This window comes from Mesorhizobium sp. YIM 152430 (assembly GCF_029210365.1).
Taxonomy (GTDB): Bacteria; Pseudomonadota; Alphaproteobacteria; order Rhizobiales; family Rhizobiaceae; genus Aliihoeflea.
Genome location: NZ_JARGES010000020.1, coordinates 16166 through 32730, shown reverse-complemented (window position 1 = coordinate 32730; position 16565 = coordinate 16166). Strand labels below are relative to the sequence as shown.

Annotated in this window: 18 protein-coding genes and 1 tRNA gene; 13 read left to right on the top strand and 6 right to left on the bottom strand. The window is 65.2% G+C overall.

All coding sequences use genetic code 11. The annotated features are described in order from the left end of the window. Positions 1-6: 6 nt before the first annotated feature. The gene (locus tag PZ895_RS05400; RefSeq protein WP_275837989.1) at positions 7-588 is read right to left on the bottom strand and encodes a YqaA family protein; all 582 of its coding nucleotides are present in this window, start codon (positions 586-588) and stop codon (positions 7-9) included. A 147-nt stretch (positions 589-735) separates the two neighbouring features. Between PZ895_RS05400 and PZ895_RS05395 the strand changes: the two genes are divergently transcribed. Together PZ895_RS05395 and PZ895_RS05390 are read left to right on the top strand one after the other, a co-directional pair. Then, positions 736-820: transfer RNA gene (locus tag PZ895_RS05395), tRNA-Leu, on the top strand. Between the two features lie 40 nt (positions 821-860). Continuing rightward, positions 861-1844: an aldo/keto reductase gene (locus tag PZ895_RS05390; protein ID WP_275837988.1), complete on the top strand. Its 984-nt coding sequence runs from the start codon at positions 861-863 to the stop codon at positions 1842-1844. A gap of 7 nt (positions 1845-1851) precedes the next feature. On the opposite strand, the gene PZ895_RS05385 is transcribed toward PZ895_RS05390, so the two are convergent. From PZ895_RS05385 to PZ895_RS05375, 3 genes are all read right to left on the bottom strand, one after another. Next, positions 1852-2094 (bottom strand): hypothetical protein, encoded by a 243-nt coding sequence (locus PZ895_RS05385; RefSeq protein WP_275837987.1) that lies wholly within the window; start codon positions 2092-2094, stop codon positions 1852-1854. 92 nt (positions 2095-2186) lie between these two features. Next, positions 2187-3434, bottom strand: coding sequence for a GNAT family N-acetyltransferase (locus tag PZ895_RS05380; protein ID WP_275837986.1), 1248 nt, complete (start codon positions 3432-3434; stop codon positions 2187-2189). Next, complete coding sequence (locus PZ895_RS05375) at positions 3434-4843, bottom strand: lipopolysaccharide biosynthesis protein (protein WP_275837985.1); 1410 nt, start codon at positions 4841-4843, stop codon at positions 3434-3436. The genes PZ895_RS05380 and PZ895_RS05375 overlap by 1 nt, the downstream gene beginning before the upstream one ends. A gap of 83 nt (positions 4844-4926) precedes the next feature. Between PZ895_RS05375 and PZ895_RS05370 the strand changes: the two genes are divergently transcribed. Then, a complete protein-coding gene (locus PZ895_RS05370; protein ID WP_275837984.1) occupies positions 4927-6159 on the top strand; it encodes an MFS transporter in 1233 nt (410 codons plus the stop codon). Between the two features lie 3 nt (positions 6160-6162). Here PZ895_RS05370 and secA read toward each other — a convergent pair whose 3' ends face one another. Further along, on the bottom strand, positions 6163-8883 hold the full coding sequence (gene secA, locus PZ895_RS05365; RefSeq protein ID WP_275837983.1) for a preprotein translocase subunit SecA: 2721 nt from the start codon (positions 8881-8883) through the stop codon (positions 6163-6165). A gap of 235 nt (positions 8884-9118) precedes the next feature. Here secA and PZ895_RS05360 point away from each other — a divergent pair, with 235 nt between their 5' ends. From PZ895_RS05360 to PZ895_RS05335, 6 genes are all read left to right on the top strand, one after another. Further along, positions 9119-10099 (top strand): peptidylprolyl isomerase, encoded by a 981-nt coding sequence (locus PZ895_RS05360; RefSeq protein ID WP_275837982.1) that lies wholly within the window; start codon positions 9119-9121, stop codon positions 10097-10099. A 23-nt stretch (positions 10100-10122) separates the two neighbouring features. After that, complete coding sequence (gene argJ / locus PZ895_RS05355; RefSeq protein ID WP_275837981.1) at positions 10123-11364, top strand: bifunctional glutamate N-acetyltransferase/amino-acid acetyltransferase ArgJ; 1242 nt, start codon at positions 10123-10125, stop codon at positions 11362-11364. Between the two features lies 1 nt (position 11365). Beyond that, positions 11366-12130 (top strand): GNAT family N-acetyltransferase, encoded by a 765-nt coding sequence (locus PZ895_RS05350; RefSeq protein WP_275837980.1) that lies wholly within the window; start codon positions 11366-11368, stop codon positions 12128-12130. After that, complete coding sequence (locus PZ895_RS05345) at positions 12127-12552, top strand: (deoxy)nucleoside triphosphate pyrophosphohydrolase (protein WP_275837979.1); 426 nt, start codon at positions 12127-12129, stop codon at positions 12550-12552. The genes PZ895_RS05350 and PZ895_RS05345 overlap by 4 nt, the downstream gene beginning before the upstream one ends. A gap of 104 nt (positions 12553-12656) precedes the next feature. Further along, on the top strand, positions 12657-12974 hold the full coding sequence (locus PZ895_RS05340) for a hypothetical protein (protein ID WP_275837978.1): 318 nt from the start codon (positions 12657-12659) through the stop codon (positions 12972-12974). A 91-nt stretch (positions 12975-13065) separates the two neighbouring features. Further along, a complete protein-coding gene (locus PZ895_RS05335; RefSeq protein ID WP_275837977.1) occupies positions 13066-13251 on the top strand; it encodes a Flp family type IVb pilin in 186 nt (61 codons plus the stop codon). A gap of 4 nt (positions 13252-13255) precedes the next feature. Here the strand turns inward: PZ895_RS05335 and PZ895_RS05330 are convergent, their stop codons facing one another. Further along, positions 13256-14113: a methyltransferase domain-containing protein gene (locus PZ895_RS05330; protein ID WP_275837976.1), complete on the bottom strand. Its 858-nt coding sequence runs from the start codon at positions 14111-14113 to the stop codon at positions 13256-13258. Positions 14114-14165: 52 nt separating this feature from the next. On the opposite strand from PZ895_RS05330, the gene PZ895_RS05325 reads away from it, so the two are divergent. The 4 genes from PZ895_RS05325 to PZ895_RS05310 are packed head-to-tail and all read left to right on the top strand — an operon-like array spanning position 14166 to position 16550. Beyond that, the gene (locus PZ895_RS05325) at positions 14166-14981 is read left to right on the top strand and encodes a ComF family protein (RefSeq protein WP_275837974.1); all 816 of its coding nucleotides are present in this window, start codon (positions 14166-14168) and stop codon (positions 14979-14981) included. A 29-nt stretch (positions 14982-15010) separates the two neighbouring features. Then, on the top strand, positions 15011-15277 hold the full coding sequence (gene grxC / locus PZ895_RS05320; protein WP_275837973.1) for a glutaredoxin 3: 267 nt from the start codon (positions 15011-15013) through the stop codon (positions 15275-15277). Continuing rightward, the gene (locus tag PZ895_RS05315; protein ID WP_275837972.1) at positions 15274-16128 is read left to right on the top strand and encodes a carbon-nitrogen hydrolase family protein; all 855 of its coding nucleotides are present in this window, start codon (positions 15274-15276) and stop codon (positions 16126-16128) included. The genes grxC and PZ895_RS05315 overlap by 4 nt, the downstream gene beginning before the upstream one ends. Next, the gene (locus PZ895_RS05310; protein ID WP_275837971.1) at positions 16125-16550 is read left to right on the top strand and encodes a DUF1178 family protein; all 426 of its coding nucleotides are present in this window, start codon (positions 16125-16127) and stop codon (positions 16548-16550) included. Before PZ895_RS05315 ends, PZ895_RS05310 begins: the two co-directional genes overlap by 4 nt. Positions 16551-16565: the final 15 nt, after the last annotated feature.

Genomic DNA, 16565 nt, shown 5'->3' with positions numbered 1-16565 from the left:
TTTCCCCTAGAACATGTAGCGCACGGCGACGAAGCCGCCGATGAGCAAAACCATGAATGCGGTGAACAGAAGGCCAAGGTGCTTTTCGATGAACAGCCGGATCGGCTCGCCGATGCGATAAAGCAGCCATGCGACGAAAAAGAAGCGCAGCCCGCGTCCGATGACCGAAACCGCGATGAAGGTCACGAGGTCGAGCCCGGTCGCGCCCGAGAAGATCGTCAGCACCTTGTAGGGAAACGGCGTGACCGCAGCGAACAGAACGCCCCAGCCGCCCCATTCATTGTACCAGGCCGCGACCTGCTCGAACGAATCCTCCTTGCCGTAGAAGGCGAGGATGGGCTGTCCGACCGCTTCGAACAGCCAGGCGCCGATGACATAGCCGAGAAGCGCGCCCAGCACCGAGGCGACGGTGCAGATCACGGCGTAGCGGAACCAGCGCCGCCGCTCGGCCAGAACCATCGGGATCAGGATCGTATCCGGCGGAATTGGGAAGAACGAGCTCTCGATGAACGACACGCCGCCCAGCGCCTTTTCGGCGTGGCGCGTGCGCGCGAGCGACATGGTCCAGTCATAGAGTCTGCGAAGCATCGGAACTCCCGTTTCGGCCGGGCAGAGCTAGAGCGAAACGGCCGAAGGTGCAATGCAATTTGCCGTCGCGGCCAGCCGATATTCCGGTTGACGGCTTCGGTTCGGACCGTATAGTCCGCTGCCATCCCGGAGCGTTTCGCGCTCAGGGCCCCTGTGGCGGAATTGGTAGACGCGCTCGACTCAAAATCGAGTTCCGCAAGGAGTGCTGGTTCGATCCCGGCCAGGGGCACCAATTCGCCACTCTCATCCACCCAAGTCGGAGAAATGTCCTCGTGCAAAGACGCAGACTTGGCAAGCATGGCCCAAAAGTCGGCGCGGTCGGGCTCGGCTGCATGAGTTTTGGCGGAATCTACGGCGCAACCGACATGGCCGAGAGCCACCGCACGCTTTCCCGTGCGCTCGACCTTGGCGTCGACCATCTCGACACGGCGAACATCTATGGCGAAGGCCTCGCGGAGGAAGTGATCGGAGCATTCCTCAAGGAACATCCGAACCGTTTCACCATCGCCACCAAGGCGGGGATCAAGAACCGGCCGGTGCGCGGCTTCGACAATTCGCCCGAGCATCTGCGCGCCTCGCTCGAAGCGTCGCTGAAGCGCCTCGGGGTCGATCACGTCGCGCTCTTCTACGTCCATCGCCGCGAACAGTCGCGGCCGATCGAGGACGTGATGGAGACGCTGGTGCGGCTGAAGGAGGAGGGCAAGATCGGCGCGATCGGCCTGTCGGAAATCTCTCCGTCAACGCTTGAGCGCGCCAGTGCCGTCCACCATGTCGCGGCCGTCCAGAACGAATATTCGCTGTGGACGCGGATGCCCGAACTCGGCCTCTTGCAGGCGACGAAGCGCCTGGGGACCGCGCTCGTCGCGTTCTCGCCGGTTGGCCGCGGCATCTTCTCGTCGACGCCGGTCGATCCGGCGCGGTTTGGCGAGGGCGACTTCCGGCGCAAGAATCCGCGTTTCATCGAACCGAATTTCAGCTTCAACAGTGCCTATGTCGCGAAGTTCGCTGCGTTCGCGAAGCAGCGCGGCCTGTCACCGGCAACGCTTGCCATCGCTTGGCTGCTGGCACGCGGCGACCACGTCGTCCCGATTCCCGGAACGCGCAGCGCGGCCCATCTCGAAGAGGACGCCGCGGCCATGGATGTCGTGCTGTCACCGGCCGATCTCGACGCCATCGAGGCGATCCTGCCGGTCGGCTTCGCGCATGGCGACCGCTATTCGGAAGCGCAGTCCATCGGGCCGGAACGCTATTGCTGACGACGAATCAGCGCACGAAGGCGGTGATCGAGGCGGCGACCAGCACGATGGCGGCGGTCAGAAGGACCAGATAAGCCCGCTTGCGGTCGAACATCACCGCGAAGGAGCAGAACCAGATCGAGACCGCGCCGCCCAGGGCGTAGAGGAACGTCGCCTTGTCGGTCCACATGAGGCCGGCCAGCATGAGCCCGCCAATGATCAGGCTGCCGAAGACGATCATCAGGTTAACGGCGAATCTATCGGAATCCATCTGGCACTCTCTCGTCGCACCGCATTCGTTACAGACCGCAGCCTGCCTTCCCTACATCGGCTGGCAGGGCGCAAAAAGCAAGCATCGGTCCATCATCGGGGCGGCTTGCGGCGCATACCGGAGCGGGCGAGCCGGATGAAATCGCGCAGCCGGGCCTCGCGTTCGAGGCCGAGCGCTGCGGCATTGACGAGCTTGTCCGCCTTGGCTTCGAGACCGACGATGAGCGTGGCGAGCGTCGAGCGCTCGCGCCACATGCGGCTCAGGACCGGGTGGTCGGGGACGGCGCAGGAATCGCTCATCGCGACATTGAGATCGTCGAGATGACGCTTCGTCACCTCGGCCATCAGCAGAACGCCGGGCGAGAAGGCGGCAAAATCCTCGTCGAACGCGGTCTTCCACGTATAGGCGACGCCCGATTCGACAAACACGACGAGCGAGGCGATCGGCCGCCCGGAAAGCGTCAGCGTGTGGATGCGGCACATGGCGCGTTCGCTGAGGCCCGCCACCGCCTCGCGGACGAAGGCCGCGCGAAAGCGGTCGACGACCATCGCCGTTCCGGCCCGTCCCTTCCACCCGCTTGCCTCCAGCGACAGGAAGGTCTCGACGGCGAGGCGGTTTTCCTCGGGCGTCTCGGCGATGTCGTAGACGAGGTCGCCTTTCTCGGCGAGCCGGCGTTCCAGCCGGCGGTATTCGCGATGGCGGCGCTTGCCGAGGGTGGCGGTCAGATAGGCTCCGCCGTCCTCGTCCGATTGCAGAACGGGCCGGTCACGCTCCATGATGCGGATCAGGGGCAGGTTGAGTTCGGCCGCAGCGCTCTGGAGCGTTGCGGCGAAAATGCCGTCGGTGCGGATGTCGGGAAACTGGATCAGCCTGGGCAGTCCGTTTTCGGGCGCCGCGATCAGGCGCAGGAAATCGGCGACGATGCCCTGCGGGTCGTCGCGGTCGACGAGCGGCGTGCCGAGCGGGCCGAACGGGCTCGACCATGTGCGGATCGCGGGCGGGCCGAGGCGCAGCAGCGGGCGTTCGACGGAGAATGGGACCAGCAGCCGCAGCCGACTCCTGGCGTCGCGCTCGTCGCGCATGACGGCAAGCCGCACCTCGCGGTCCTCGAGCCGGGGCATGGCGGGCGCGAGGAAGCGCGGATTGAAGAAGACGTTCGGCTCGATCGCGCGCTGTGCCAGGTGATCGAGTTCGGTGACCAGGTCGTAGCCCGTCGAGGCGGGATAGATGTCGAGCCGGCGGCGGCGCTCGAGCCTCTGCGCGTCGCGATCGCCCGCCGTGTCGCCGGCGAAATGATCGAGCATCGCGGCCGGATGCCGCCCTTCAGCCGTCGCGCCCATCAGGCAGCCCTCGTCTTCGGCGCCGCGGCGCCCATCCACATGTCGATGCCGAGCTTGGCGCGCACGGTGAAGGCCAGCAGCGCCGCCTCGCAGGCCATCGCGACCGCGGTGGCGATCGCCGCGCCCCAGAGACCGTAGAGCGGGATCAGGAGGCAGTTGAGCGCCACGTTGACCGCGAGCACCAGCGCATAGAGCCGCGCGCAGGCGTTCTGGTAGCCGCCCATGGTGAGGACGCTTTCGGCCGGGCCGACCGTCGCGCGCGCCACCACGCCTGCGACCAGCACGAAGAGCAGCGGGTAGCCGGCGGTGAATTCGGCGCCGAACAGCATCAGGAGCGGTTCGCCCGCCGCGAGCAGAAGCGCGGCCATGGCGAGCGTCGGCCAGAACGTCCAGCGCACCGTGTCATGCGCGAAGGTGGCGAGTTCGTCCGCCCGGTCGCCATGCATCAGACCGGCGAAACGCTGCGCGACGCCGGCCCGAACCGCGAAATAGACGAAATGGACCAGCGCCAGAGTCTTCACGGTGGCGAAATAGACCGCGACCTCCGGCGGCGACAGAAAGAAGCCGACCATCAGGACGTCGGCATTGGTCAGGATGTAGATGAATCCCTCGATCAGGAAGACCGGCAGCGAGATCACCATCCAACCGCGCACGCCGAAGGCGCGCCGCACGGGCTCGGCCTCGCGCTCGGCTCGGTTCGAGACGGTCACGAGCTGGAACAATGTCGTCGCATAGGTGGCGACGATGGCGGCATACATGCCGGTCTCGGCACTGGCCGGCGCGCCGACCGCAACCGCGACGACCATCAGGACCAGCAACAGAAGCGGGCGCACGATATAGGTCGGCAGCATGGCGTGAAACGGCCAGGCATGGCCGCGCGCCACCCCTTGCATCAGGTCCGAAAGCCCCATCATCGGCAGGCAGACCATGCCGAGCAGGAAGGGCACGACATGATGCGGCTCGATCCTGTCCGACAGGACGTGGATCATCGCGGCGCCGGCGAGCGCCATCAGCGTCGAGGCCGTGAAGACGATAAGCCGGCTTCCCATCAGCACCCCGCGCAGCTCGGCCACGCGCCCCTGGCCCCGATATTCGGGAATGAAGCGGATCATCGAGGTGTGGAAGCCGAGGCAGGAGAGATTGCCGAGAATCAGCATCGCGGTCCAGACGAGGACGAAGACGCCATATTCGAAGCCGCCCATCCAGCGCGCGAGGAAGACCTGGCTGGCGAAGGCGATGACCGCGGAGGTGACGCGAACGGCAAAGGCGGTGAACGACATGCGCGCCGCGTGGCTGCGCTCTCCCGAACCGAAGGCAAGGGCGTCGAACGCTTCGAGATGCGGCCGCGCGCGCGCCGCCAGCCGTTCGGGCAAAATGCGTTCAGCCGTCGTTGCAGCGGAGACTCGCACGCTCTAAACTTTCTCTTCTCGCGTCCAGCCATATGGCATAGGGCCAAACACTTTAAGAATCGGTTCGGCGCCCGCAGGACCGGATGACGGCCCGCCTCATGCCCAAGCCCGCGCCTTCCGATTTCGTCATCGCCATCCTGATCGGCATCACGCAGACGATCGGCTATGGCAGCCTTTACTATTCCTTTGGCGTCCTCGCCCCGTTCATGGCGGAGGATACCGGCCTGTCACTGACCTTCGTCTACGGCCTGTTCTCGATCGCGCTCTTGGCGTCCGGCTTCATCGCGCCGCGCGCGGGGCGACTTCTCGACGGCACTGATCCCGCGCGCGTCATGACGTTCGGCTCCTGTCTCGGTGCGATGCTGCTCGCCGCCTGGGCGCTGGCGCCGGGAAAAATCGCGTTCGGCGTCTTCCTGATCCTGTCGCAGATGAGTTCGGTGCTCGTCCTCTATGAGGCGGCTTTCGTTCTTGCCGCCCGACTGTCGCCCATGAATGCGCGGCGCACCATCACCGGCATCACGCTGATCGCCGGCTTCGCCTCGACGATCTTCTGGCCGCTGACGAGCTGGCTCACGATCGTGTTCGATTGGCGCACGATCCTGCTTCTTTTCGCCGGTCTCAATCTTCTGGTTTGCGCCCCCTTGCATCTGTTCTTGACGCGCCGGGTGGCGCGCAGCATGGCGGGCAAAACGGAAGTCGGGCAGCAACTGGCGCAAGGCACGATCGCCTCCGACCGCGACCGCAGGATCGCGTTCCGCCTCTTGCTGATCGCCTTTGCCGCCAATGCGTTCGTCATGTCGGCGGTGCATCTCCACCTGATCGGCCTTCTGGGCGCGCTCGGGCTAGGGGCATCGGCGGCGCTGATCGGCGCGCTGATCGGGCCTGCGCAGGTCGCCGGGCGCATCGCCGAATTCACCGCCGGCCCGCGCATCAGCGTTATGAGCGTGGCGCTGTTCGCGACCGGCGCCTTGCCGGCGGGGCTCGGTTTTCTCGTCGGAGGATCGGGCTATCTGCCCGCCGCCATCGTCTTCGCGCTCGTCTTCGGCGCGGGGCAGGGGCTTTCCTATATCGTGCGCGGCGTCTTGCCGCTGACGCTCTTCGGTGCCAACGGCTATGGCGCGCGGACGGGCAGGATCAATTCGGTGCGATTGTTCGTGTCGGCCGGCGCGCCGTTTCTTGCCGCCGCCATCTTCGAGCGCTTCGGCGCGCAGGCGGTGCTCGGCGTCATCGCCGCTGCCGGGATCATCGGCTTCGTCGCCATCGTGGCGATCGTCCCGATCCTGCGGCGGGCCGGACAACCCGGCGCGCCGACCTGATCGTCAGGCGAAAGTGCCGTGGCAGTGCTTGTATTTCTTGCCCGAGCCGCAGGGGCACAATTCGTTCCTGCCGACCTTGCCCCAGGTGCCCGGATCGTTGGGGTCGCGATCCTGCGGGGCGACGATGCGATGGTCCTCGGTCGAGCCGCCGCCCTGCGCGAAGTCGTCCTCGCCCGTTACCGGGTCGAGATGGTGGCCTTCGACGGCGGGGGTCTGCGGCGGCGGCGCGTCGGCGGCCTGACGCACGAGTTCGACGCGCATCAACTGGCTGGTGACGACCTGGCGCAGATTGGCGAGCATCGACTGGAAAAGCTCGAAGGCTTCGGTCTTGTATTCGTTCAGCGGGTCGCGCTGGGCGTAGCCGCGGAAGCCGACGACCGAGCGCAGATGGTCGAGATTGACCAGATGCTCGCGCCACAGGCTGTCGAGCGTCTGAAGCATGACCGACTTCTCGACATAGGTCATGATGTCGGGGCCGAAACGCTGGGCGCGTTCTGCGGCGGCCGCATTGGCCGCCTCCAAAAGGCGCTCGCGGATCTGCTCCTCGTCGATGCCTTCCTCGGCCGCCCATTCGTCGACGGGAAGGTCGAGATTGAGACCCTCGCGCACGGCTTCCTTGAGGCCCGCGACATCCCATTGCTCGGCATAGGCGTTTTCGGGGATGTGCCGCGCGACGAGGTCCTCGACCACGTCCTCGCGCATTTCGGCGACGGTGTCGGAGACGTTGCCTCCTTCCATCAACTGAATGCGCTGGTCGAACACGACCTTGCGCTGGTCGTTCATGACGTCGTCATACTTCAGAAGGTTCTTGCGGATGTCGAAGTTGCGTGCCTCGACCTTCTTCTGCGCCTTTTCCAGCGCCTTGTTGATCCAGGGATGGATGATCGCCTCATCCTCCTTCAGACCCAGCTTGGTCAGCATCGAATCCATACGGTCCGAGCCGAAGATGCGCATCAGGTCGTCCTGTAGCGACAGGAAGAATTTCGAACGCCCCGGATCGCCCTGGCGGCCGGAACGGCCGCGAAGCTGGTTGTCGATGCGGCGCGATTCGTGGCGTTCGGTCGCGAGCACGTAGAGGCCGCCGGCTGCCAGCGCCTTTTCCTTCAGGCGCTGCACGTCCTCGCGGATCGCCTTTTCCTTCGCCTCGCGTTCGGGGCCGGCCGGCATGTCGCCGAGTTCTGCCGCCACGCGCATGTCGGCATTGCCGCCAAGCTGGATGTCGGTGCCGCGGCCGGCCATGTTGGTCGCAATGGTGATGGCGCCCGGCTTGCCGGCCTGCGCGACGATCGATGCTTCCTGCTCGTGGTGACGGGCGTTCAGAACCTGGAATTCGGTGAAGCCGTCTTTCTTCAAACGCTCGGCGAGTTGTTCGGACTTTTCGATCGAGGTCGTGCCGACGAGGACCGGCTGGCCCTTGGCGCTCGCTTCCTTGATCTCGCGGACGATGGCGCGGAACTTCTCCTCGACGGTGCGGTAAACCTCGTCATCCTCGTCGAGGCGCTGGACCGGCAGATTGGTCGGGATGTCTGAAACGCCGAGACCGTAGATGTTGCCGAATTCCTCGGCTTCCGTCTGCGCCGTGCCGGTCATGCCGGCGAGCTTCGAATACATCCGGAAATAGTTCTGGAAGGTGATCGAGGCCAGCGTCTGGTTCTCGGGGTGGATCTTGACGTGTTCCTTGGCTTCCAGCGCCTGGTGCAGGCCCTCGGAGAAGCGCCGGCCCGGCATCATGCGGCCGGTGAACTCGTCGATGATCACGACTTCGCCATTGCGGACGATATAGTCCTTGTCGCGCTGGAACAGGCGATGAGCCTTCAGCGCATTGTTGACGTGGTGGACGATCGCGACGTTCTCGATGTCGTAGAGCGAGGCGCCCTTGAGCATTCCGGCGTCGCGCAAGAGATTTTCGAGCTTTTCGGTGCCATCTTCTGTGAAGTTGGCCGTCCGTTGCTTTTCGTCGATCTCGTAGTCTTCCGCAACCAGCAGCGGAATGAATTTGTCGATCTGGTTGTAGAGGTCGGAGCGGTCTTCCAGCGGGCCGGAGATGATCAGCGGCGTGCGTGCCTCGTCGATCAGGATCGAATCCACCTCGTCGACGATCGCGTAATAATGTCCGCGCTGCACCATCTGGGCGCGCTCGTATTTCATGTTGTCGCGCAGATAGTCGAAGCCGAGCTCGTTGTTGGTCGCGTAGGTGACGTCGCAGGCATAGGCGGCCTTGCGCTGCTCGTCGGACAGGCCATGGACGATGATGCCGGTCGACAGGCCGAGGAAACCGTATACCTTGCTCATCCATTCGGCGTCGCGGCGGGCGAGGTAGTCGTTGACGGTGACGACATGCACGCCCTTGCCGGCGAGTGCGTTGAGATAGACCGGCAGCGTCGCGACCAGCGTCTTGCCCTCGCCGGTGCGCATTTCCGAAATGCCGCCTTCATGCAGGACCATGCCGCCGATCAACTGCACGTCGAACGGGCGCAGGCCGAGCGCACGCTTCGACGCTTCGCGCACGGTCGCGAAGGCGGGTATCAGGAGATCGTCGAGCGAGGTGCCTTCGGCGATCTGCTTTCTGAACTCCTCGGTGCGGGCGCGAAGCTGCTCGTCCGAGAGCCCCGAAAGCTCGCCCTCGAGGGCATTGATCGCCTCGACCCTCGGTCGCAGCCCCTTGATGCGCCGATCGTTCGAGGAACCAAAAATCTTGCGCGCGACGCCAGCGAGACTGACCATCAAAGGTCCTTTCGAAAAGAAAGTTTTCCGGTCTGGACCGGACCGCCCGTCGAGGGGGTAACGGGCATGTGAAAAGACAGAAAAGCGCCCGGAAAACGGTTCTGGACGCCAAGACGAAGGACAGATAAGAGGGGGCACAAGCGATGTCAACGCCGCCGCCCGCGGGCGCAAATGCGGAATTCCGCCACATTCGCAAGGGCTGGAAACAGCATCGAACCCTCACTGGAGTGTCTTCATGAACGTTTTGTTTCGCCGCTTGTCCGCTGCCGTCGCGCTCGTCGCGCTGACTTCCGGCGCAGCCTTCGCGCAGGAAACCGCTCCGGCGGCTCCCGAGCCGGCAGTAGCAGTTGATCCTGCTGCGGTCGTCGCGACCGTGGACGGCCAGGACGTGACCGAAGGGGACCTTGCTCTGGCGCTTCAGGGCCTTGAGCAGCAATTCGCCAATCTCTCGCCCGAGCAGCGCCGCGCCGCCGCGCTTTCCGCGCTGATCGAGATCCGCCTCCTCGCCGCGAGGGCTGAAGAGGAAGGGCTTGACGACGGCGAGGACTTCCAGCGCCAGATGAACTTCCTGCGCGAACGGGCGCTGCACAGCGCCTTCATCGAGCAGCAGGTCGCCGCCAGCGTCACCGACGAAGAGGTCCGCGCCCGCTACGACCAGGAAATCGCCAACACGCCGCCTTCGAACGAGGTGCGGGCCCGCCACATCATCGTCGACAGCGAGGAAAAGGCGCAGGAACTGATCACCGAACTCGATGGCGGGGCCGATTTCGAGGAACTGGCCAGGGAAAACTCGACCGACGGCGCGGCCGCGCAGGGCGGCGACCTCGGCTATTTCGGCCAGGGCCAGATGGTGCCTGAGTTCGAGGAGGCCGCTTTCGCGATGGAAGTCGGCGATCACTCGGCCGAGCCGGTCCAGACGCAGTTCGGCTGGCACGTCCTCAAGGTCGAGGACAAGCGCCAGCAGCAGCCGCCGGCCTTCGAGCAGGTCGGCCCGCAGATCCGCTCGATCCTTCTGCGCGAGCGCTATTTCCAGACAGTCGAGGACGTCCGCGAGGCGGCCGAGATCGAGATCGCCGATGCACAGTTGAAGGCGACGCTGGACGAGATGGAAGCAGCGGCACAGCCCGGCGCGCAGTCGGAATCGGATGCGGAAGCCGGCGCCGAGGGCGCGGTCGATGCCGCCCCGTCCGACGAGACGACCGACCCGGCCGAATAAGCAGAAAAACGAAGACCAGCGCCATGTCCGACGCCGTTTCTCCGCTCGCCCCGAAAACCTATCCGAAGATGCCGCCCATCGACGGCGTGCGGATCGCGACGGCGGAGGCCGGCATCAAATACAAGGGCCGCACCGACCTTCTGGTGATGGTCTTCGACGAGGGGACGAGCGTTGCCGGCGTCTTCACCAAGTCGAAATGCCCGTCGGCTCCGGTCGATTTCTGCCGGGCGAATCTGCCCGGCGGATCGGCGCGCATCCTGGTGGTCAATTCGGGAAATGCGAACGCTTTCACCGGAAAAAAAGGCCGTGAAACCACCGAAATGACGGCCGTTTTGGCCTCAAAAGCGGCCGGTTCCAGCTCAAAAGAGGTGTTTTTGGCCTCGACTGGCGTCATAGGCGAGCCCCTTGACGCCAAAAAATTCGCCCATCTGCTCGACGACATGGTCGCCCGCGCCGAACCCGGCAAGTGGGCCGAGGCCGCCAAGGCGATCATGACGACCGACACCTATCCCAAATATCTGACCGCGACATGCCAGATCGATGGCGTCGACGTGACGATCAACGGCATCGCAAAGGGCGCCGGCATGATCGCGCCGGACATGGCGACGATGCTCTCCTTCGTCGCGACCGACGCGCCGATCGGCGCGAAGGCATTGCAAAGCCTGTTGTCGAAGGGCGTCGGCATGACGTTTAATTCGGTGACGGTCGACAGCGACACCTCGACCTCCGATACGCTGATGCTCTTCGCCACGGGCGCAGCCGAAAAACGCGGTGCGCCGCGGATCGAGGACGCGGAAGACCCGCGTCTTTCCAATTTCCGCCGCTCCCTCAACAAGATGCTGAAGGCGCTTGCGTTGCAGGTCGTGCGCGACGGCGAGGGCGCGCGCAAGCAGATCGGCGTCACCGTTACCGGTGCCAAGCACGCACGTTCTGCCAAGCGTATCGCGCTTTCGATCGCCAATTCGCCGCTGGTCAAGACGGCGGTCGCCGGCGAGGACGCCAATTGGGGTCGCGTCGTCATGGCCGTCGGCAAGGCCGGCGAGCCGGCCGACCGCGACCTCCTGTCGATCTGGTTCGGCGACATCCGCGTCGCCCATGGCGGCGAGCGTGACCCGGATTACTCCGAGGAAGCGACGTCCTCCTACATGGAGGGCGACGAGATCGACATCCGCGTCGACCTCGGCCTCGGGCGCGGGCAGGCGACGGTCTGGACCTGCGACCTCACCAAGGAATATGTCGCCATCAATGGCGACTATCGCAGCTAGGATGGCCGAGATCGATCTGCCCACCGTCAGGCGTTTCGAGGCGGCGGGCTTTCGCGCCTGGCCGGCTCGGACTTCCTTCTATGACGGAACGTGGTCGGTCCGGCTGACGCCCGACATGACCGCGCGCCGGCTGAACTCGATCAATCCGCTCGATCTTTCGGATGGGCGCGACATCGAGCGCCGGGTGGGATTGCTCAAGGCGCGTTTCGCCGAGGCCGGGCGTCCGGTGACCTTCCGCATCTCGCCTTTGGCAAGCCCGCAACTCGTCGGTCATCTCGACCGCGCCGGCTGGTCCGTCATCACGCCCTCGCTCGTCATGAAGGCCGATCTGGCCGGGCTGAAAACGGCCGAAGGCGACGGCGTCGAGGAGGTTTCGGCTGAGCGTTTCATCGATGCCGCGATCGCACTCGACAATCTCGATCCGGCAAATGCCGAGGGCTTCGGCCGGCTGATCGACCGCATCCAGCCGCAAGTCGCGCTATTCCACATCGCCATCGACGGGGTTCCTGCCGCGAATGCGATCTGCGTTCGCGACGGCCAGGTCGCAGGGCTGTTCGAGGTCGCAACGGCGCGGGAATTTCGCGGGAGGGGCCTTGGCCGAAAAATCGTCGCGGCGGCGCTGGACCGGGCAAGGGCGCAGGGCGCATCGACGGGCTGGCTCCAGGTGGAAGCGGGCAACAAGACGGCGCTCGATCTCTACGGATCGCTCGGCTTTGCCACGATCTATCCCTACCACTATCGCGGCCAGCCGGAGACGACGACATGAGCGATGCGGTCGATGCCGGACCGAAACGCCTGCTGCTCGTCGCCGCCTGCGCGCTGGTCGATGCGGACGGGCGCGTTCTGCTTGCGCAGCGCCCCGCCCACAAACAGTTGGGCGGGCTGTGGGAATTTCCCGGCGGCAAAGTGGAAGCCGGCGAGACGCCGGAGGAAACCGTGGTGCGCGAGCTCCAAGAAGAACTCGGCATCGAAACCAAGACGGCGTGCCTCGCGCCGCTGACCTTCGCCAGCCATTCCTACGAGACCTTCAACCTCCTGATGCCGCTCTTCGTGTGCCGCCGCTTCTGGGGCATTCCGCAGCCGCTGGAAGCGCAGCAACTGAAATGGGTGCGCCCGACCAGGATGCGGGACTATCCGATGCCGCCGGCCGACGAGCCGTTGATCCCGTTTCTCATCGATCTTTTGTGACGCGCGACGAACGCGGATTCTTAAACTTCGAGTTTTCCCGTTAATCGATGATTCAGCCAATTCTGCAAAAGTCCTGTGGATTTCATCCGGCAACAGGACTTCGCATGGCACGCGACGGGCACGACCTATCAGGCCGATTTTTGATCAGCCAGACCAGCGCGGGAATCCTGCGCGTCACGCTGCTGTTCGGCTCGGCCGCGGTCGCGCTGACGCTGATCCTGGTTCCCATCGCCGACAAGCAAGCCCGCGATCGCATGTTTGCATCCGTGCAGTCGCCTGGAATCGACATGATGTCGACCGGCAGCATCGCGTCTCGCAGCGGCAGCGGCGAGAGCTACACGATCCGGCGCAGCGTCTTGCAGTCCGATCCCAAAGCCGTGTGCATCATCCGCGATTCTGGCGTGCGTTCCGGGTCATGCTGATGCGGGCAATCGTGCCTTAACGTTCCATACTTCCTTAACGACGCCTCTTGGCAGCTTCCTAACTTCTCGGTGCTAGGAAAGAGCATGTTGAATGACGAGGCGGGCCATGTGGAGACGATTCCTGACAGACGAAAGCGGAGCGACGGCCATTGAATACGGCCTGATCGCCACGCTGATCGGCGTTGCGATCATCGGCGGCGCTTCGGCGACCGGCACGGCCATCTCCGATCTGTGGGGCGGGAACGAAAGCAAGATCAACGAGGTTCTGACCCGCTGATCGCTCAATCCGTTCTGAGCGCCTTTGCAAGCGAGACCGTTGCACTGCCACGCCGCGCGGGCTTCTGCTGCGAGCCATGCGGTGCCCAGCCCGACAGCCAGACAGTCGCGAATGTCGCACGGATGCGCCCGTCCGCATCGGCGAAGCGCTCGGCATAAAGCTCGGCCGCGCGGACCAGAACGATGCGCCGGACGGGACGCGCGCCGACGAGGCTGTTCGTAGCGCCCATGGCTCGCAGGTCCCGCATCAGATCGAACATCGTGTCGTAGCGAACGGTCGTTTCCTCGATATCGGCGACGGGAAGCGCGAAGCCCGCACGCTGCAAAAGCGCCCCGGCATCGCGGATGTCGACGAAGGGATGGACGCGGCTCGCCGCGCCGCCGGTGATCTCGGCTTCCGCGGCCAACAGGACCTCGCGCAGTTCCTTCAAGGTTCCCGCACCAGGCAGGCAGCCGAGAAACAGGCCGTCCGGCCGCAACAACCGTCTGATCTGGGCCAGCGTTCCAGGCACGTCGTCGACTTCACCCAACGCATAAAGCGAGACGGCGAGGTCCGCGCTCTCCGGCGGCAGCGCGAGACGATCGACCGGCAAAACCGTGCCCGACCCATTGCCGAAGAGGGCGGCGTCCGCCTCGATCCGTTCGATGCTGCCGGCCTTCCCCGTCGCGGCAACGGCCCGCGCGGCCTCGTCGACGATGCCGTGCAGCACGACCGCGCAGCCGAAATCGCGGCTCACCGTCGAAAGGCGCTCGGCAAGCTCGAGCGAGGCGGCGCGCATCAGAAAATCGCCATGGCGACCTGTCTGGGCGAGGGCGCGCTTCTTGTGGCCGAGCGCGCGATTCTGATCGAAGATTGCGTCCATGATATCCCGATGCGAGATTGCGCGGCGATGGGGTGGATATGGGAAGCCGGGCTTGAAAAGTCTCGTGGTGGAACGGCTTGGAAAGATCAAGTCCGCCGGCACCATTGCCGGCCAGATCGCGGGACGGATGATCTTTCCGCCGACCTGTCTCGGCTGCCGCAGAATCGTTGCGGCCGGGGGGACGATGTGCGTCTCATGCTGGGGCGACATTCATTTTCTCGACGAACCCTGGTGCGCCGTCTCGGGCGTCCCTTTCGCCTTCGACATGGGAGCGGGCGCGATTTCGCCGGCCGTCATGGCATCGCCGCCGGCCTATGATCGCGCGCGTGCGGCCGTTGCCTATGAAGGCGCGGCGCGAAGGCTGGCGCAGAGCCTCAAATATCAGGACCGCACCGACCTTGCGCCCTGGCTGGCAGGCTGGATGGTGCGCGCGGGCCGGGACATTCTCGACCGCGCCGATCTCATCGTGCCAGTGCCGCTGCACCGCCAGCGCTTCTTCACGCGGCGGTTCAACCAGTCGGCGGAGCTCGCGCGCGCCATCGCCAGCAAAACGGGCCGGCCGCTCGCTGCCGATGCCGTGATCCGCGTCAAGAAAACCCGCCAGCAAGTGGGGCTGAAGGCGAAGGAGCGTCAGGACAACGTCCGCGCCGCCTTTCGCGTGCCCGAGGGATCGAAGGCGCTGATCTCCGGGAAACACGTCTGCATCGTCGACGACGTCTACACGACCGGCGCGACCGTCTCGGCGCTTGCCGGATGCCTGCGGCGGGCGGGAGCGGCCGAAATCTCGGTGCTGACCTTCGCGCGTGTGCTTCCGGGCGATTTCAGGCGAAGCGGGGACTTCCGGCACGCGCGGCCAGAGCCTATATAACCGGCAAAGGCAACAGGGCGGACCGATACATGGCCGACGTCGAAATCTACACGCGCATGATGTGCGGCTATTGCGCAGCAGCCAAGCGGCTCCTCGACAGGAAGGGCGTCGCCTATGTCGAGCATGATGCCAGCTTTGCTGCCGACCTGCGCCAGGAAATGATCGCTAAGGCCAATGGCCGGTCGACCTTTCCGCAGATTTTCATTCATGGCCGGCATGTCGGCGGATCGGACGAATTGCACGCGCTCGATGCCGAAGGCCGGCTCGACACGATTCTGAAGGGTGGCCGGGCATGAGCGGAACGGTGAAGGTCGCCGCGCTACAGATGCGCTCCTCGACGTCGCTGACACGCAACATCGCCGATTTCGAGGCGCTGGTGCGCGAGGCGGCGGGCAAGGGCGCGACCTATGTGCAATCGCCCGAGATGACCGGCGCGCTGGTGCGCGACCGCGACAGCCTTCGCGCGATGATCACCTCCGACGACAAGGATGCGCTGGTCGCCCGCGCGGGTGAACTTGCGGCCGAACTGGGCATCGTCGTCCATGTCGGCTCGACCGCGATCGCGCGGCCGGACGGCAAGGTCGCCAACCGCGCCTTCGTCTTCGGGCCGGACGGCGCGCGTCTTGCGACCTACGACAAGATCCACATGTTCGACGTCGATCTCGACAAGGGCGAGAGCTGGCGCGAGTCGGCGACCTACGAACCGGGCAGGGTTTCGACCGTCGTCGACCTCCCCTTCGGGCGCGTGGGGCTTGCGGTCTGCTACGATCTGCGCTTCCCGCAGCTTTTTCGCGCGCAGGCACTGGCGGGTGCCTCGGTGCTGACCGTGCCGGCCGCCTTCACGCGGCAGACCGGCGAGGCGCACTGGCACGTGCTGATCCGCGCCCGCGCGATCGAGAACGGCGCCTTCGTCATCGCCGCCGCGCAGGGCGGCCGTCACGAGGACGGGCGCGAGACCTATGGCCATTCGCTGATCGTCGATCCGTGGGGCAAGGTTCTGGCCGAGGCGGACGGCGCGGAGCCGGGCGTGGTGCTTGCGGAGATCGATCTCGCTGCTTCGGCGGCCGCGCGGGGCAAGGTGCCGAATCTGAAGAACGCGCGCGATTTCACCATCGCCGACGGCGCAGGGCTGGCGAACGCGTCATGATCCGGTTCAACCTCGTTTGCGACGCCGGTCACGAGTTCGATGGCTGGTTCCGCTCCAATGACGACTATGAGGGCCAACAGAAGCGCGGGCTCGTTTCGTGCCCGACCTGCCATTCGGCCAAGGTCGGCAAGGCGCTGATGGCGCCGGCCGTCTCGACCGGGCGCAAGCAGGAAAAGATCGCGCTCGCGGTCGGCGCCGAACAGCGGCAGATGCTGACCAAGCTCAAGGAAATGGCCGACCAGGTGCGCCAGAATGCGGACTATGTCGGCGAAAAATTTGCCGAGGAGGCGCGCAAGATCCATTTCGGCGAGGTGGAACGGCGCGGCATCTATGGCGAAGCCTCGGTCGAGGAGGTCAGGAGCCTTGCCGAGGACGGCGTCGACTTCATGCCGCTACCGACGTTTCCAGACGAGCACAATTGATCGGCTCGGCCGGGC

Bases quoted from the DNA above. Each gene is read 5' to 3' on its own strand.
- PZ895_RS05400 (WP_275837989.1), bottom strand. From the start codon at position 588: ATGCTTCGCAGACTCTATGACTGGACCATGTCGCTCGCGCGCACGCGC.
- PZ895_RS05385 (WP_275837987.1), bottom strand. From the start codon at position 2,094: ATGGATTCCGATAGATTCGCCGTTAACCTGATGATCGTCTTCGGCAGC.
- PZ895_RS05380 (WP_275837986.1), bottom strand. From the start codon at position 3,434: ATGGGCGCGACGGCTGAAGGGCGGCATCCGGCCGCGATGCTCGATCAT.
- PZ895_RS05370 (WP_275837984.1), top strand. From the start codon at position 4,927: ATGACGGCCCGCCTCATGCCCAAGCCCGCGCCTTCCGATTTCGTCATC.
- secA (WP_275837983.1), bottom strand. From the start codon at position 8,883: ATGGTCAGTCTCGCTGGCGTCGCGCGCAAGATTTTTGGTTCCTCGAAC.
- PZ895_RS05360 (WP_275837982.1), top strand. From the start codon at position 9,119: ATGAACGTTTTGTTTCGCCGCTTGTCCGCTGCCGTCGCGCTCGTCGCG.
- argJ (WP_275837981.1), top strand. From the start codon at position 10,123: ATGTCCGACGCCGTTTCTCCGCTCGCCCCGAAAACCTATCCGAAGATG.
- PZ895_RS05350 (WP_275837980.1), top strand. From the start codon at position 11,366: ATGGCCGAGATCGATCTGCCCACCGTCAGGCGTTTCGAGGCGGCGGGC.
- PZ895_RS05345 (WP_275837979.1), top strand. From the start codon at position 12,127: ATGAGCGATGCGGTCGATGCCGGACCGAAACGCCTGCTGCTCGTCGCC.
- PZ895_RS05340 (WP_275837978.1), top strand. From the start codon at position 12,657: ATGGCACGCGACGGGCACGACCTATCAGGCCGATTTTTGATCAGCCAG.
- PZ895_RS05335 (WP_275837977.1), top strand. From the start codon at position 13,066: ATGACGAGGCGGGCCATGTGGAGACGATTCCTGACAGACGAAAGCGGA.
- PZ895_RS05330 (WP_275837976.1), bottom strand. From the start codon at position 14,113: ATGGACGCAATCTTCGATCAGAATCGCGCGCTCGGCCACAAGAAGCGC.
- grxC (WP_275837973.1), top strand. From the start codon at position 15,011: ATGGCCGACGTCGAAATCTACACGCGCATGATGTGCGGCTATTGCGCA.
- PZ895_RS05315 (WP_275837972.1), top strand. From the start codon at position 15,274: ATGAGCGGAACGGTGAAGGTCGCCGCGCTACAGATGCGCTCCTCGACG.
- PZ895_RS05310 (WP_275837971.1), top strand. From the start codon at position 16,125: ATGATCCGGTTCAACCTCGTTTGCGACGCCGGTCACGAGTTCGATGGC.